We start from the raw sequence: 15,801 nt of genomic DNA on the forward strand, positions 1-15,801 counted from the left end.
AGTCCAAACTACATAAAATATAGATTATGCTAGCAAGGTGGAATAAACTTTGCTAGCATATTTTGTTAAATACAATAGGTATGAATTTTAAAAGGAGTTATTGGGTATTGGTTTTGTCTACATTGGTTTTAGGTGCTTGCTCACCTAAAATAAGAACACCAAAGCCTGAACCCAGTAAACCTGTAGAACAGGACAAGCCTATAGAGAAAAAACCAGTTAAAAAGTTTACCCAAGCAAGTATTTCTTTACTTGTTCCTTTTAAGCTGGATGAGCTAAACTTAAAAACGGCAACCAAATCTGATATCGAAAAGTATGCAATGCCAATCGATTTTTATCAAGGCTTTAAGCTTGGGTTGGATTCGGCTGCATCGTCTGGATTGAATTTTAAGCTTAATGTTTTTGATACGCAGGATGATAACGCTCATATCTCATTGCTTTATAAAAATGAGCGTTTTAAACAAAGCAATTTAATTGTTGGTCCCGTTTTTCCCGAGGGACAAAAGTTTATAACCAATTATTCAAAGGAAAATAACGCAATGGTTGTATCGCCATTGGCAGCCTCTGGGCCATCAGAATTTAATAACCCTAACCTCATCTCAGTTGTTAATAATATCGAACTCCATGGACAAAAGATCGCATCTTACATTACAAAAAATTATAATCCTACCAATACAATCGTTGTTTTAATTAATCCTAAGAAAACTGAGGATGAGCAATTTGCACTTCCAATAAAAGCATACTTAAAGGCAAATACGAAATTTATTGTACAGGAGTATGTATCCTCTTATGCTTTCGAAACAAAAATGATTAAGGGAAAACAATATGCTGTTGTATTAACCTCTTCAGATCGGGCATTCGTTTTACCAACCATTGAAAAGCTTTTAAAATTGAAGAATTTGCCAACTGGTGGCTATAATATTAATTTATTTGGTCATCCAAACTGGGTTAAGCAAAATTATCCTGCTGATAAGCTTCAGGCTTTAAATACAATCATCAGTTCTTCTTATAAGATAGATTACAAAAATGCCGCTGTGGTTACATTTATTAAAAAGTACCGCTATAAATATGGCTTTGAGCCAGGTGAATATGCCTTTAAAGGGTTTGATATTGGTTTTTATTTCGGTAAACTATTAGCTACCTATGGGGAGGATTATAAAAATTACATCACAAAAGATAAGTACAAAGGGCTTCATAATAATTTTTCTTTTATTCATGATGAAAAATTAGGTTATATTAACACCAGTGTTATGCTGTTGAAGTATAAAAACTTCGCATTAAATATTATCGAATAATAATCAACCACTTTTTTCTCTATGCGAGCAGACCATCAAGTTAGGGCCTTTGAACAGATTTTGAATAGTTACGATGGCGTTCTACCATTACATCGTTTTTTGCCTGCATACTTCAAGCAGAATAAACAAATGGGTTCATCAGATAGGAGATGGGCTACTAGACATGTTTATAGCTTTTTTAGGTTAGGAAAGGCGCTTTCTGGATTAGAGCGAGAAGAAAGATTAAGTATCGCTGATTTTCTTTGTCACGATACCTTAAGTCTGATTGTAGAGAAGAATTTCCCAGAGTTTAAAGAAGTTATCGGAGCTGGTTTAGCAGAGAAATTATCAATTATTAAGGCTAAATATCCTCATTTTAATCTAGATGATGTTTATCCATTTAATGAAAGCCTTTCTGATCAGCTAAACAAGGAGCAATTTTTTATCTCGTTTTTTAGGCAACCCGATCTTTTTATCAGGGTTTCGCAAAAAGATGTAGATTCCATCTTTACTCAACTTGAGGCTGAGAATATCAAGGTAAAAAAGGTTTCTGAAACGGCGCTGTCATTGCCAAATGGTACGAAGCTAGAAACGATTTTGAAAGAGGGTTCTTATCAGGTTCAAGATCTCTCCTCTCAGCACACAGGCAATTATTTCAAGCCCAATAAATTGGATAAATGGTGGGATTGCTGTGCCGCATCGGGTGGCAAAACATTGCTTTTACATAGTTTGGAGCCAGTAATAGAATTGTTGGTAACCGATTTAAGGGAGTCGATTCTTCAAAATTTGGATGAACGTTTTCGATTAGCTGGAATCAGAAAATATCAAAAGAAAGAGCTTGATTTGCTCAAGAATAATGATCAGATTTTACACCATTACCTATTTGACGGAATTATCTTAGATGCACCTTGTACTGGTTCTGGAACTTGGGGCAGGACACCTGAAATGTTAACTTTCTTTGAGGAACGCAAGATTAGTCAGTTCGCCACTATCCAAAAAGGGATAATTAAGAATGTGATTAAATATTTAAAACCCGGCAAGCCACTTATTTATATCACTTGCTCTGCTTTTGCAGCCGAAAACGAAGAAATAGTCGAATATATGCTTGATAATTTTCCTCTAGAATTGGAATCGATGGAGCTGATAAAGGGCTATGAGAATAATGCAGATACAATGTTCGTAGCTAGGTTAATTGGAGTAGAAAAATAGTTGATTTTTCAGCTATGCTTATTATGTATGCTCGAACCAAGATTTGAAATTCTTTTTCAAGTATTTCACACCCTCGATTAAAACGGCGATGGCTCCAATAATTAAAGTATATTCCTCAAAGCTGTTCATGATATTAGCTTTATGTTTAGATGAATATACGGACTTATTGTTACAGTTTAAGGTAGAAAGATTAAAGTAGGGAAGAGAATTTAACTTTTTCCGGAAGCTTACCTCTTTAGGCATTGATAAGAATATTTGTTTAAAAACATGGTACAAATCCTAAATATTTTTTGAAGTTAAAATGCTTTGTGTTTTTGCTAAAATACAATCTTACGATACTTAGCCTTAACTTTGTTGTAAATTTCCTTATCTGGAAGTAGGTTAGGGTAAAATTCAAATTCTGTTAGTGTATTACTGTTTAGTAATTCAAGAGGTATTTCCTTTATTAAATTTTTGCTGACATCTAAGCTCTTTAGTTTTTTTAATTTGGACAGTTGAGAAGGCAATCTTGTTATCTGATTATTGGAAATGCTTAAGTTTATTAAGTTGTTGAGCTCCGATACACTTGGTGGAATCTCTGAAATTAAGTTACTGCCAAGATTTAAAAATTCTAAATCTTTTAGTTCTCCTATTTCATTTGGTATGAATTTAATTTTGTTATTAGCGAGGTTTAACGACTTCAGTTTTTTCAATTTTTGAATTTGAGGATTGATAGATTCTAATCTCGTTGATACTAGATTTATGATTTTTAGGTTGCTGCAGTTCATCATTTGATTTGGCAATAATTTTATTGTAGAGCCCATTAAATTTAATTCTCTTAGTGTGCTTAATTTTCCGATCTCAGCTGGAATTTCAGTAATGTTTTTACTGAGATAAACGTTAATTCCGTAAATATAGAATGGAAAATTCCCGTCTGGCGCCATATATATGTCTTTTTTATATACGCTAAGGGCATTGCATATCGCTTTAAAACCATCATTATTATCAAGATTGATCACATTTAATTTGTCGAGTTGTGCAACTTTATTTGAAATTTTTATAATTGGATTGTTTTTCAAATTTAACTTTTCCAACTCCTTAAAGTTAGCAACTTGATCAGGCACTTCCTTATTATTATTATTGCTCAGATTTAAGCTTACAAGATTTTTAAATTGAAAAACAGACTTAGGAATTTTTATCAAATTTTTACCGGATAGGTTTAAGGATTTCAAGTATTTGAAATTTACAAGGGAGTCATAAGTGATAAGCGTTTGATCAATATTAAACCATTCAATTTCTTTTAAACCATATATAGCAGGAGGTATTTTATTAATCTTTGTCTCCAGGATATCCAAGCTCTTTAAATTTTTTAATCGGGCTATCTCATTTGGTAAGTTGGTTAAAGGATTATTGTTTAGGTTTAGCATTTCCAACTTTTCTAAGTTTGAAATTTGACTAGGTAGCTCGGTAATGAAATTTTCATGTATATCCAAATCCTTTAAGTTGGTTAATTTGAATATAACTTGTGGGATTTTTTTAATGTTGCAAAATGGAAGACTTAACTTTTCTAAGGATGTTAGTTTATCAAACACTTGTGGGAGGAAATCATCCTCAAAATTTACATTGCTGCCCCTAATTACCCAAACAGTTAATTTTTTCAATTTACTTAATTCACAAAATTGCAGAGGTATTTTTGTGTCGGCATATTTTGTAAAGCTAATATCTTCTATAGCTCTTAATCTGTCGATATCTTCAGGAAGTGAAATTGAATTAAACAAAAAATTGAATTTTTTAAGATATGCTAAATCATATAAAACCTTTGGGAAATTAATAAACATATTTTCCCTAATGCTAAAATCCTCTAGGCTATTTAACTTGCTAAATTCTTGAGGTAGGTTAGCAATTTTGTTGTAATCCAGATTTAATGTTTTTAGGTTTGTTAATTGGCCAATCTCATTGCCAATTGAAGTTATACCTAAGTAAGGAAGTCTTAATTCCTCTAGTTGTGTTAAATCATAAATCTCCCGCGGAATTTGGCCAATTGATTGATTGTGTTCTCCGCCAAAATTTGCATTTACAGAAAGATATTTTAATCCTTTTAAACTCATCAACTCGCAAAATTTATTATTATCATAAGAAATAATTTCAATTCCTTTAACCTTATCTCTAAGTGACAAGGGGATTTGAGCTATAGAATGAACTGTTATTCTTAAGTCGGTTAGCGCTGTGATAGATTTTAAAAGTTTTTCTTCTTTAAATAAATCAATTTCAGCGTTCCCTAATAAGTTTAGATAGGTAATTTTCTTATTCGCGAATGAATCAAGGGGTAGGTTTTTCAGCCGTAAATTTGAGAGATTTAGTGAGTCAGTTTTAGGGTATTCAGCTGTATGGAATTGCTGGCCTTTGTTTGTATCCCTACAGAAGATGTTTAATAAAATAAATGAAAAGAGGTAGAATATGTTTTTCAAAATAGATTTATCTGGCTAGCGTTAATCAATTGCTAATATAAATATAACTCTTATTTTGAAAGTGAGAAACTAATTTAAAGTCTATAAGTAACTATTATTTCCTCAATTATAACCCAGTATTATTCCTAAATAGCTTTATTGCTATGGCCAATAAAATTACGCCAAAAGCCTTACGAAGAATATTCAGCCCCGATTTACCAAAAAGCTTTTCTAGTCTGTTTGTGTTCTTTAAAACGAAGTAAACGAATAGAATATTCAACAAAATTCCGACAAGGATATTTTGTGTATGGTATTCAGTTTTTAACGAAAGCAGGGTGGTCATCGTTCCGGCGCCAGCAATGAGTGGAAAAGCTAATGGAACAATTGAAACCGTTTCTGGTGCTTCCTCTTTAAAAATAGTTAGCCCCAGAACCATTTCCATCGCAATAAAAAAAATTACGAATGAACCCGCAATAGCAAAAGATTCAACATCTAATCCGATCACCTTTAATAAAGATTCTCCTAAGAAAAGGAATAACACCATTAATCCTGCGGCAACCATTGAAGCCTTTTCCGATTCAATATGGCCGGCCTTTCTGCGAAGCTCGATAACAACAGGAATTGCACCTAAAATATCGATAATTGCGAAAAGAACCATTGTTGTAGAAAGGATTTCGGTGAGGTCGAACTTTAAAAAATCGAATTTCATAGGGAGAGATTTCATGCAAAGGTAAAGCAATTGTATTAAAACCTCGTAATCATTTTATTTATTAAAAATAGAATTGGGTTCTAAGTGTTAACACGTTATCTTTTCTATCATTTTCATAGCCCGAAATCTGAGTCGATTCGTTTTTGATCATATCGTAATAAAGAACAGCTTTAAAATGGGGATTGAAGTGGTGTAAGAACCCTAATCCAAAGGTATCAAACCTCACATCGGCAGGAGTTAAGCCTTTTGTGGTCGCTATTTCTGCACCACCAACCTTTGTATTAGGATCGTAGTAATCATATTTAAAGATCAGCTGATTATCGGTGCTATTTAAGGTTTGCACGAAAGTAACGTAAGCACCGCTGAAATTTCTAGTGTAAAAGGGTAGAGCCTCTGATTTGTTATCTACCGGGTAAGAACCAGGCGTGGTAGATGTTGTTGATGTTCCAGTTTGCAATCCGGAAATTATCTCAGCCCGAAATTCAGATTTCCAGCTTTTAGTGGTTGTTGCTAGTTGGATATCTGCTCCATAATATCTTCTTGGTGCTACTTTGTTGATGGTGGAAGCCGACGAATCTTTAACCATAGTCCATTGATTGTTTACCTGGTCCATTTTATAACTTACCGGCAAACGATGGTTCAAGCCACCTTGCAGTGTGCTAATTCCACCGGCAATAGAAAATTTTGCATTTTTAAAGGTGTAGGTTTTATGGCTCAGCCTTGCGATAAAATCCTTACTGTTATCAAATTCACCAGCTCCGGCTAATCCTTGTCCGTTGTAAGCGCCTAAATCTAGCTGGATATTTTTAAGCTTAGCATCTTTCCAACGTGGATTAAAGCTAAAAGTAGCGCCAAGATCTCGTTCCGTTTTCATGAGTATTTGAGACATTCTTCCGCGTTCGGGTGCTTCTCTAACAGATGAGGATAATTGAAGTTCATTACCAAAGGGACGACCGGATAGACCCAATGTTATATGCGTGATCTTCCATTTATTCTCATAATAGCGGCCCCAAAAATCCCTTACGGCTACCCCTTGTTCTGTTCCATCAAACTGAAGTACGAAATAGGTCGATGGAAGTCCATCATCGGTCAATAGCATATAATCTGCTCTCAAACGACCTCTTCTTAATCGAAAACGATTGTTTGTGTACTCTCCAAAATTTCCTCCTTGATATTCTGCCTGGGTACCATTCGATTGTGCAACCTGAAACTGTGGTTGCAAATATCCACTGAAAGATAATGAACCGTATTTTTTCGAAATGATGAGTAAATGATTTACCGTTGTCGAATCCATCACATCATTGATTGTTCTTTGCGCAAAGGCATTAGCTGAAAAGATCAATAGTGCAATAAGTGCTGATAAGCATTTGCTTTTCAACGAAGATGATGGAGGATTCATTTTTAGGTTTTTTGCAAAGTTAAATTAAAGTTAATTTATTGTGCAAAAAAAAAGCCCCGATTTTAGGTCGGGGCTTAAGAAATAAATTAAATTTATTTAGAATCCTTTAAGTGAGAATGTTTTTTACTGTATCCAAAGTAAATAATAAAACCAAGGGCTAACCAACCAAATAGTCTTAACCAGTTTGTCCAGCCTAAACCAAGAATCATTAAACCACAAGCCGCAACTCCAAGAATTGGGATTAAAGGAACCCATGGTGTTCTAAATTGGCGAGGCAAATCTGGATCGGTTTTTCTTAAAATGATTACTGCAACGCAAACCAACATAAATGCAAATAATGTTCCGATACTTGTCATATCGCCAACAACATCTCCTGGAATGAAAGCAGCAAACAAACCAACAATTACCAAGATAACTAAGTTTGCTTTGTATGGTGTTTTAAATTTAGGGTGTAAATCGCTGAACATTTTAGGCAATAAACCATCTTTACTCATTGAGTAAAATACACGGCTTTGACCCAATAACATTACTAAAATTACTGATGAGAAACCTGCTAAAATTGCAACTGTAACCAATTTAGCTAACCATCCATAACCTGTCATATATTCACTAATTGCAGCTACTACAGATGCTTCACCACCTTTAGTTCTAAAGAACTCAACTGGTGCAATTCCTGTTAAAACATGTGCAAATAAGATGTATAAAACTGTGCAAACCGCTAACGAACCTAAAATACCAATTGGCATTGCTGTTTTAGGGTTTTTAGTTTCCTGTGCAGCCGTACTCACTGCATCAAAACCGATAAAGGCGAAAAATACGGTTCCTGCTGCTCCAATTACACCCCAAAAACCACCGTAATTATGACTAACACCTGCATGATCTACATAAGTAGTTGCAGCAGGAATGTATGGATGATGATTAGATTCGTTAATAAAACTCCAACCTAAAACGATGATTAATATTACGATAGCCACTTTTGTGATCACGATAATTCCGTTTACAAAAGCAGATTCTGAAGTCCCTTTAATTAATAGTAAGCTTAATAAAACTACAATAAAGAGTGCAGGAAGATTCATAATTCCATTAACTGTTCCATCTGGATGCGATTGGAAAGGAGAGTGGCACCACTCATAAGGTATGGGGGAGACATGTATAACCTCGACTAGTAGTTTGTTTAAGTATTCGCTCCATGCAATACCTACAGTTGCAGCTCCAACAGCATATTCAAGTACTAAATCCCAACCAATTACCCAAGCCATTAATTCGCCCATGGTTGCATAGGTGTAGGTGTAAGCACTTCCAGAAATTGGAATAGATGATGATAATTCTGCATAGCATAATCCGGCTAATGCACAGCCAATCGCAGCAATTATAAATCCGATTGTAACTGATGGCCCAGCATTTTGAGCAGCAGCAGCAGCAGTACGAACAAATAGTCCAGCACCAATAATCGCCCCGACACCCAAGGCCACTAATGCACCTGCACTAAGTGTACGCTTTAGGCCTTTGCCTGAATCACCTGCTTCTTCAAGCAATAGATGCATTGGCTTTTTAGTAAATAAACCCATATTATAGTTTTTGTTTAGATTAATTCAGTTCCAAACCTAAATAAAAATTACGGAAAAGTAAAAGGGATTTTCGTTAAAAAATCCCTTTCGCCGTTATTATATCTATGATTTTACAACTAATTCGTTAAAGTATCTGTGGTATTCTTCAAAGTATCGATAATTGTGTTGCCTAAACTATCAGTTTTTTGCTCAATTCTTATTTCTTTGCGAACTTCTTGCTTATGTTCGGAAGCTACGGCCTTAACTGCAATATAAGGTGCAATAACTAGTGAAACGATAGACATTAATTTGATCAAAATGTTCATTGATGGACCAGATGTATCTTTGAAAGGGTCACCAACAGTATCTCCAGTTACAGAAGCCTTGTGTGGCTCTGATTTTTTGTAGAACATTTCGCCGTTAATCATTACGCCTTGCTCGAAAGATTTTTTAGCATTATCCCAAGCGCCACCAGCGTTACTTTGAAATATGCCCATAAGCACGCCCGTAACCGTAACACCTGCAAGCAATCCTCCTAAAACCTCAGGACCGAAAGTAAAGCCAATAATAATAGGTGTAATTAAAGCAATTGCTCCGGGCATCATCATTTCTCTAATGGATGCCTTGGTCGAAATTGCTACACACTTTTCATATTCCGGTTTAGCTTCGTAAGTCATAATGCCAGGGATTTCCCTAAACTGACGGCGAACTTCCTGAACCATATCCATAGCCGCTTTACCAACTGCTTGGATACAAAGGGCGGAGAAGATGAAGGGAATCATGCCGCCAACAAATAGGCCGGCTAAAACTGGTGCTTTATAAATGTCGATAGCTGTAATTCCAGCAATGCCAACAAATGCAGCAAATAATGCTAAAGATGTTAATGCTGCAGATGCAATAGCAAATCCCTTTCCGGTAGCTGCGGTAGTATTTCCTACGGCATCTAAATTGTCGGTACGTTCACGCACCTCTGGTGGCAATTGACTCATTTCTGCGATTCCACCAGCATTATCCGCAATCGGTCCGAAAGCATCGATTGCCAATTGCATGGCCGTTGTGGCCATCATGCCGGCTGCTGCGATTGCAACGCCGTAAAGTCCTGCAAAATGGTAAGAAGCCATAATTCCACCAGCTAAAACCAAAATAGGAATCACTGTAGATTTCATACCTACAGATAAACCAGCTATAATATTAGTGGCATGACCAGTTGAAGATTGTTGGATAATTGAATTTACGGGACCTTTACCCATGGCGGTAAAGTATTCGGTTACGATACTCATAATGGTTCCAACTACTAATCCAACTAAAATGGCGTAGAATACATTGATACTCGAAAACTCATAACCACGCAGGTTTAAAGTTTCGGGAAGCATCCATTTTACGATAAAAAACGAAGCAACCGCGGTGATCACAATTGAAGACCAGTTACCTAAATTTAAAGCATTTTGAACGTTAGATTTTTCATCCTTGATGGTTACGAACCAAGTTCCGATGATTGAAAATATAATTCCCAAGCCACAGATTACCATTGGAAGTAGGATTGGTGACATGCCGCCGAATTTATCTACAACGGTAATTTCTTGTCCTAAAACCATGGTTGCTAATATTGTGGCAACATAAGAACCAAATAAATCGGCTCCCATTCCTGCAACATCACCAACGTTGTCACCAACGTTATCTGCAATGGTTGCAGGATTACGAACATCATCTTCAGGAATACCAGCCTCCACTTTACCTACAAGATCGGCACCAACATCTGCAGCTTTGGTGTAAATACCTCCACCAACACGAGCAAATAACGCAATTGATTCTGCACCAAGTGAAAAGCCTGTTAAAACCTCGATAGCCGTTCTCATTTCGGTACTATCAACATGTGTAACATTAAATACTTGCAAGAAAACAATGAATAATCCACCCAAACCTAAAATAGCTAAACCAGCAACACCCAAGCCCATTACGGTTCCGCCGGTAAAGGATACTTTTAAGGCTTGCTTTAAACTTGTTCTGGCCGCTTGAGTAGTTCTAACATTAGCTTTTGTGGCAGATTTCATTCCGATGTAGCCCGCACTAGCAGAAAATACTGCTCCAATAATAAAGGCAATGGAGATAATCCAGCTCGAATGCATCGGTACACCGTTAATTTCGGTGATGGTTCCGGAGTAGGCTAATAAAGCTGCGGTGAAAACTGCAAAAATACTCAGCACTCTCCATTCTGCTTTCAAAAAGGCCATTGCACCATCGGCGATGTAGCCCGCAAGCTCTTGCATGTTCTTGTCACCGGCATCTTGTTTGTTTACCCAGGCACTTTTAAACATCATAACGATTATTCCAACAAGGCCTAGCGCCGGAATAAAGTAAAGTAAATTGTTTTGTAAAAATTCCATAGTTAATATTTGGTTATTGGTTCATTGATATCGAGTTCATAAAATTACGCTCATCCGTAATAGCACATCGATTTTTGAAATTTGGTTATTAGTTAAGCAATATAATAATTTTATTTTCTTACGCTTAAATATTTAACAACCCAAATTAATATTTTTATGCATTAAAATAATACAGTTCAATATCTACGTTTCTGTTTTTTTATAAATAAATTAGCCACCAACTAAACTTAAACCAAACAAAATTTAAAAATGGAAAAACTACAGGAAGAAAATCCTACTAAAAGAAAATTAGGCCTTTTTGATGCCGTTATGCTGGTAATGGGTTCCATGATTGGAAGCGGTATTTTTATTGTGAGCGCCGATATTATGAGGAATTTAGGTTCTGGCTATTGGCTAATTGTTGTTTGGTTAATCACTGGAGTAATGACTGTTGCCGCAGCAATTTCTTATGGAGAACTTTCTTCTATGTTTCCTAAAGCGGGTGGTCAATACACTTACTTAAAAGAGATTTTTGGTAAAATGATGGGATTTCTATACGGTTGGGGACTATTTACGGTAATCCAAACTGGAACTATTGCAGCTGTTGCAGTTGCCTTCGGTAAGTTTACAGCCTATTTAATACCAGCTTTAAATGATGCTGCTCCAATTTTTCAAAGTGGAGGTTATAAAATTACCTGGATCCAAATTTTGGCTATTGGTGTTATTCTACTTCTTACCTATGTTAATACAAAGGGTGTTGAAGGTGGTAAGATATTGCAAAATCTTTTTACAGGATCGAAAATTGTCGCTTTAATTGGCTTAATTATTTTAGGTTTTATTTTAGTAAAAAGCAATTTTTGGAGCGAGAACATGAAGTTTGGTTGGGACGCTTTTAATAATCTAAAAACAGATGCAAGTGGAAACTTCCTTAAATCTGGATGGGAATCTATTTCTGGAATGACAATTATGGGTGGAGTTGCAGCCGCAATGGTTGGTTCGGTATTTTCGAGCGTGGCTTGGGAAAACGTAACTTTTGTTTCGGGAGAAATAGAAAATCCTAAAAAAAATATAGTGCGCTCTATGGTTTTGGGTACTTCGGCAGTAATGATTCTTTATTTATTGGTCAATTTTATCTACTTGAATACCTTAAATAGAGATGGGATAGCATTTGCCGTCAATGATCGGGTAGCTGTTGGAGCCTCCGAACAAATTTTTGGTAGTGGAATAGGCACAATTGTAATGGCGGTATTAGTCATGATATCAACATTTGGTTGCATCAATGGCTTGGTACTTGCGGGTTCGAGAGTTTTCCAAACCATGGCAAAAGACGGAATGTTCTTTAAGGCGGCCCTTGAAAACAATAAAAATGGAGTTCCAGAAAAATCACTTTGGATGCAAGGAATTTGGGCCTGCGTTTTATGTTTGAGCGGTCAATATGGGAATCTTCTCGATATGATCTCCTTTGTTATCGTATTGTTTTATATGATTACCGTATTCGGTGTTATTTATTTAAGGTTAAAAAAACCTGATTTAGAAAGACCCTATAAAATATGGTTGTATCCTATTACTCCAATCATTTATCTATTAATCGGTTCTGCATTCTGTATTTTACTGCTAATGTATAAACAACAATATACTTGGCCAGGCCTTATAATCGTTTTATTAGGTGTTCCGGTTTATTTATTTATCAATAGAAAAGCCGCATAAGTTAAATAGGCAGCCTGGAATCTCTGTCAAGAGCATATTTGTTTTAAAATAATTTGAAAAGCAAGGTTCGATGCTCTTCGGTTATGATAGTCCCGCACTCACTACAATCTTTTTGTTAAGGATTGTGCAATATCAAACCTCGCAGGTTAAACCTGCGAGGTTTTTTGTGCAACAAAAAGTATTTTCGTATCGTTCGGGTTTAGCCAACTCAAATAATTGCAAGAAAGAGAGTGCCTAAACCCGATATACGCGGAAAGCTCCCGATTTAAGCTTCTGGATTTTGTTTCTATTTGGTATGCTTGTTAGTTTGCACAGGTTTCTTCGGGACTTGCAGCATTAGCGGGAACCAACCTAAACATGAAATGCTGTCTTTGCTTTCTAAAGAAAATATTATCACCTTGCAATCTTGACTTTTCAAGGCTAACATATTAATACTATAATGTGTATTTTTGTGGCAAATGGGAACACTGGTAGATTTAGGAATAAAGGGGTATAGAAGTTACGGCATACATTTACGTGAAAAATATAACGGACAACGTGTATTTAAGGTAATTGTAGATGGCGGTTTTACTTGCCCAAACCGTGATGGAAGCAAGGGCTTCGGCGGTTGTACTTATTGCAACGTAGATTCGTTTACACCAGAGCCTTCCCGTAAATTACCTACCATAAAAGAACAGTTAGAAGAGGGAATTAAACGAGCTAGAACCAGTTATCGTGCAGATAAGTTCATTGTTTATTTTCAACCAAATACCAATACTTACGCTCCAGTTCATTATTTAAAAATGATGTATGATGAAGCTTTATCCGTAAATACGGAAGATATAGTAGGGTTTTCAGTGGGTACTCGTCCTGATTGTATTGATGCCGAGAAAGTTGCTTTATTAGAAAGTTATGCAGATCGGTTTGATGTGGATTTGGAAATGGGCATGGAGTCTATCTATGATGAAACCCTCAATCAGATTAATAGAGGCTGTAGCCACGGAGAGTTTGTGGCAGCCGTTGAACTTTTAAAAAACAGCAAATTGGATTTATGTGTGCACACCATTTTTGGTTTTCCTTGGGAGACCAAAGAAATGATGTTGGGTTACATTCACGAAATCAACCGCTTCCCTCAAATTAAGTTTGTTAAATTTCATCATCTACATATCGTTGAGGGTTCTATAATGGGCTCGAAATATAAAAAGGAGCCGTTTAAGTTATTTAGCTTAGCAGAATATACTGATCTACTTTGCGAATTGATCCCACTCTTACGTCCGGATATTGTAATTCAAAGACTTTTCGGTATTTCAGACTGGGATTTGCTGATTGCGCCAAATTGGGGGTTAAATAAATCGGCAATTCAAACATATATTGATAAAGAAATCGAAAAAAGAGGCGTTGTTCAGGGTTCGCTGTATTTGTTGTAAAATTTCTATTTTTTAGAATAAAAATTATAAAACCAACGAAAACTTCGTTGGTTTTTCTTTTGTGACATTTTTTTTTAGTCAATTTTTTATAAATTATAGGTAAAATGATATAATTGATATAAAAACTGTGATTTTGAGTTTATTAAAAACCCCTCTGTAATTCCCTATATTTTTTTGTTATTTTTATTTTTAAAGGTTTTTTTTGAGTTGTTTTACAAAAATTGGTTGTTTTTGTTAGAATATTTCTATTCAATGGTGTAAAAACTACAATATGTCGTATTTTTATAAAAATTATTCTCAGATAAATCAACTATTTAACCATACAAACAAATTAAACTAAAAACTATGAGTAAATTCTCCTTTAAACAGTTTGCGCCCTTTGCAGTTTTAATGATTCTCGCAATTTGCGCTCTATTTATTCCACTTCTACCAAATTTTGATGAAGGTAAATACAGTGCACCTGATATTGCTTTCGTATTAATCTCTGCTGCCTTGGTGTTTTTAATGACTCCAGGTTTGGCATTTTTCTATGGCGGGATGGTTCATCGCAAAAACGTATTATCTACCATGATTAAAAGTGTTGTAGCTGCGGGCGTAATTACTGTACTTTGGACAGTAGTAGGTTTCAGTTTGGCATTTGGGGATTCGATAGGTGGGTTTATTGGAGATCCAAGAACTTATTTGTTTTTTCAAGGTGTAAATTCAGGGCCAGCATGGGGAACTATTCCTTTATCATTGTTTGCTGTGTTCCAATTAATGTTCGCCATTATTACTCCAGGATTAGTTGTTGGAGCTGTAGCAGAACGTATTAAATTTACTTCTTACATTTTGTTTATCGTATTATTTGCATTATTTGTTTACTCTCCTTTAGCACATTGGACATGGTCTGCTGGTGGTTTCTTATTGAAAATGGGTGTACTAGATTTTGCTGGTGGTACAGTTGTACACATCTCTGCTGGTATGGCTGCCTTAGCTGGTGCATTGGTATTGAAACGTAGAAAATCTCACTTGGAGCATAAAGAAGTTCCACCTGCAAATATTCCTTACGTATTAATTGGTACTGGTTTATTATGGTTCGGTTGGTTCGGTTTTAACGCAGGTTCTGCATTAGGTGCAAACGCATTAGCTGTTTCTGCATTTATTACCACCAATACTGCCGCTGGTGCTGCTGGTTTATCTTGGATGTTCTTTGACGTTGCAAGGGGTAAAAAACCATCTGTATTAGGTTTCTGTATTGGTGCCGTAGTTGGTTTAGTTGCCATTACGCCTGGCGCTGGTTTCGTGAGTATTCCATCGAGTATATTTATTGGTGCTATTGCCGCAGTAGTTTCTAACCTTGTAGTTTCATGGAAACAAAAAACTAGTTTAGATGATACTTTAGATGTATTTCCTTGCCATGGTGTTGGAGGTATTGTAGGTATGATCTTAACAGGTGTTTTTGCTACTAAAACTGTAAATAGCTTAGGTGCTGATGGTTTATTCTATGGCAACGCAGAGTTTTTCTTTACTCAATTAAAAGGTGCTGCAATTGTAGTGGTATTCAGTTTTGTGGTATCATTTATCATCTTCAAGTTCATTAATTTAATTCAACCAATTCGCGTATCAGAAGAAGAGGAAGAAATGGGTCTTGATGAATCACAACACAACGAAAAATACTCTCAAGGTACATTGTTGGTAGAAGACAAAGCAATATATGTAGAGAAAAACAGTCCACTTACGGAAACAATATCTTAAAGATTTTAATCAAATATCTAAACCCCAATA

At 35.7% G+C, this 15,801-nt stretch carries 10 protein-coding genes; 5 read left to right on the forward strand and 5 right to left on the reverse strand.

The window, feature by feature from the left end; genetic code table 11:
* Nucleotides 1–80 precede the first annotated feature (80 nt).
* Nucleotides 81–1,292, forward strand: a complete 1,212-nt coding sequence (locus EZ449_RS15065; RefSeq protein ID WP_131560277.1) for a type 1 periplasmic-binding domain-containing protein — start codon at nt 81–83, stop codon at nt 1,290–1,292.
* Between the two features lie 21 nt (nt 1,293–1,313).
* Nucleotides 1,314–2,480 (forward strand): RsmB/NOP family class I SAM-dependent RNA methyltransferase, encoded by a 1,167-nt coding sequence (locus EZ449_RS15070; protein WP_131560279.1) that lies wholly within the window; start codon nt 1,314–1,316, stop codon nt 2,478–2,480.
* A gap of 317 nt (nt 2,481–2,797) precedes the next feature.
* Here the strand turns inward: EZ449_RS15070 and EZ449_RS15075 are convergent, their stop codons facing one another.
* From EZ449_RS15075 to EZ449_RS15095, 5 genes are all read right to left on the reverse strand, one after another.
* Nucleotides 2,798–4,927 (reverse strand): leucine-rich repeat domain-containing protein, encoded by a 2,130-nt coding sequence (locus EZ449_RS15075; protein ID WP_131560281.1) that lies wholly within the window; start codon nt 4,925–4,927, stop codon nt 2,798–2,800.
* Between the two features lie 106 nt (nt 4,928–5,033).
* Nucleotides 5,034–5,615: a MarC family protein gene (locus EZ449_RS15080; protein ID WP_131560283.1), complete on the reverse strand. Its 582-nt coding sequence runs from the start codon at nt 5,613–5,615 to the stop codon at nt 5,034–5,036.
* Nucleotides 5,616–5,676: 61 nt separating this feature from the next.
* Nucleotides 5,677–7,014 carry a porin gene (locus EZ449_RS15085; RefSeq protein ID WP_131560285.1) on the reverse strand — a complete coding sequence of 446 codons (1,338 nt, stop codon included), beginning with the start codon at nt 7,012–7,014 and terminating at the stop codon, nt 5,677–5,679.
* A gap of 92 nt (nt 7,015–7,106) precedes the next feature.
* On the reverse strand, nt 7,107–8,582 hold the full coding sequence (locus tag EZ449_RS15090; protein WP_131560287.1) for an amino acid permease: 1,476 nt from the start codon (nt 8,580–8,582) through the stop codon (nt 7,107–7,109).
* A gap of 116 nt (nt 8,583–8,698) precedes the next feature.
* Entirely contained in the window at nt 8,699–10,945 is a 2,247-nt protein-coding gene (locus tag EZ449_RS15095; protein WP_131560289.1) for a sodium-translocating pyrophosphatase, read from the reverse strand.
* A gap of 249 nt (nt 10,946–11,194) precedes the next feature.
* On the opposite strand from EZ449_RS15095, the gene EZ449_RS15100 reads away from it, so the two are divergent.
* The 3 genes from EZ449_RS15100 (at nt 11,195) to EZ449_RS15110 (ending at nt 15,771) form a co-directional block, all read left to right on the forward strand.
* Entirely contained in the window at nt 11,195–12,631 is a 1,437-nt protein-coding gene (locus tag EZ449_RS15100) for an APC family permease (RefSeq protein WP_131560291.1), read from the forward strand.
* A 458-nt stretch (nt 12,632–13,089) separates the two neighbouring features.
* Entirely contained in the window at nt 13,090–14,037 is a 948-nt protein-coding gene (locus EZ449_RS15105; RefSeq protein ID WP_131560293.1) for a TIGR01212 family radical SAM protein, read from the forward strand.
* A gap of 345 nt (nt 14,038–14,382) precedes the next feature.
* Nucleotides 14,383–15,771 (forward strand): ammonium transporter, encoded by a 1,389-nt coding sequence (locus tag EZ449_RS15110; RefSeq protein WP_131560295.1) that lies wholly within the window; start codon nt 14,383–14,385, stop codon nt 15,769–15,771.
* The last annotated feature ends 30 nt before the right edge of the window (nt 15,772–15,801 follow it).

The organism is Pedobacter frigidisoli, from assembly GCF_004331675.1.
Taxonomy (GTDB): Bacteria; Bacteroidota; Bacteroidia; order Sphingobacteriales; family Sphingobacteriaceae; genus Pedobacter; species Pedobacter frigidisoli.

Bases quoted from the DNA above. Each gene is read 5' to 3' on its own strand.
- EZ449_RS15065 (WP_131560277.1), top strand. From the start codon at position 81: ATGAATTTTAAAAGGAGTTATTGGGTATTGGTTTTGTCTACATTGGTT.
- EZ449_RS15070 (WP_131560279.1), top strand. From the start codon at position 1,314: ATGCGAGCAGACCATCAAGTTAGGGCCTTTGAACAGATTTTGAATAGT.
- EZ449_RS15080 (WP_131560283.1), bottom strand. From the start codon at position 5,615: ATGAAATTCGATTTTTTAAAGTTCGACCTCACCGAAATCCTTTCTACA.
- EZ449_RS15085 (WP_131560285.1), bottom strand. From the start codon at position 7,014: ATGAATCCTCCATCATCTTCGTTGAAAAGCAAATGCTTATCAGCACTT.
- EZ449_RS15090 (WP_131560287.1), bottom strand. From the start codon at position 8,582: ATGGGTTTATTTACTAAAAAGCCAATGCATCTATTGCTTGAAGAAGCA.
- EZ449_RS15095 (WP_131560289.1), bottom strand. From the start codon at position 10,945: ATGGAATTTTTACAAAACAATTTACTTTACTTTATTCCGGCGCTAGGC.
- EZ449_RS15100 (WP_131560291.1), top strand. From the start codon at position 11,195: ATGGAAAAACTACAGGAAGAAAATCCTACTAAAAGAAAATTAGGCCTT.
- EZ449_RS15105 (WP_131560293.1), top strand. From the start codon at position 13,090: ATGGGAACACTGGTAGATTTAGGAATAAAGGGGTATAGAAGTTACGGC.
- EZ449_RS15110 (WP_131560295.1), top strand. From the start codon at position 14,383: ATGAGTAAATTCTCCTTTAAACAGTTTGCGCCCTTTGCAGTTTTAATG.